The 1054-nt window shown below is 46.0% G+C and carries 3 protein-coding genes; all 3 read right to left on the reverse strand.

The window, feature by feature from the left end; all coding sequences use genetic code 11:
* A partial coding sequence (locus A3761_RS03415) for a type II secretion system protein (protein ID WP_156491561.1) occupies positions 1-114 on the reverse strand: 114 nt, incomplete at its 3' end.
* Positions 115-209: 95 nt separating this feature from the next.
* Entirely contained in the window at positions 210-785 is a 576-nt protein-coding gene (locus A3761_RS03420) for a hypothetical protein (RefSeq protein ID WP_068554344.1), read from the reverse strand.
* 5 nt (positions 786-790) lie between these two features.
* The coding region (locus A3761_RS03425) for a type II secretion system F family protein (protein WP_197472785.1) at positions 791-1054 on the reverse strand (264 nt) is incomplete at its 5' end.

The raw sequence follows: 1054 nt of genomic DNA on the forward strand, positions 1-1054 counted from the left end.
ATGCGCCTCGTCAGAAATCTCGGCAAACTTCGGGAAGGCCACCGCAGAAAGAATAGCTAGCACGGCAATCACGACCACTAACTCAATTAATGTAAAGCCGGACATTTTTTTCATAACTTCAAACTCTCTTCATCAATGTAAATTGAAACCTGTTTTTGAAAACCCGTTTTTGAAAACCAAGTACCTGCTTCAGAAACTGCGCTCATGGTTTACGGCATGAGCTGCAGAACTAACCCTTCATATTCTGAATGTTTATTCGCTTGAACTTTATCCTTTGACAATAGACCAACTACTCTAAATCGCAACCATTGCGAATATCTTTGGCGCTGCCATTCAGGTTCATCGCTAACAATCCTTGAGAACTCCCCCTGCAATTGCGCTCGCAAACTCTCTACTGACACATCGCGCGGCTGATAAGCAATATCTCTTAGTTTTGGGTCAAATACCCAAACACCCGCTAGGTGCTGACTTTCCTCTAAAGCTTGCTCTCCAACATAGTGCGTCACGTCATCCTGAACCCAGTTCATCGGATTTGCGCCCACAAACTCTGCCATTGCTTGCGGCCTATCCTGGGCCACCAGAGATGCCTGCATCAAGGTAACAGCAGCATTGAGTTCTTTAAGCCTATGAATAAACTGTACACGCTCGGCATTCACTAGCTCTTGATTCAAACGTTCAGCCAACCAATTCAAGGCGAACACAATAATCAGAAGGCTCACTGCGACCACAAAATAGCGATTGCCGAAACTGCGCTCATAAACAGTTTTTTCTTCCGCTTTATACACGCTGTCTACCGTCCCATTGCTGCCTGGCCCAAGTCCCAGATTGGCAAGAAGACGCCTAATGCCAAGACCAAGACAATGCCGCCCATTGCAACGATTAATATTGGTTCGATTGCTTCAGACAAGCGCTTTAACGAGTAGTCTGCTTCTTCATCATAAAAGTCTGCCACTTCATCCAATAGGCTATCGATCGAGCCGGTCTCTTCACCAACCGCCATCATCTGCAATACCAAGGGGGTAAATATTTCGGTAGCACGCGCCGTTCTTAATAG

The sequence above is a fragment of the Oleiphilus sp. HI0123 genome (assembly GCF_001635315.1).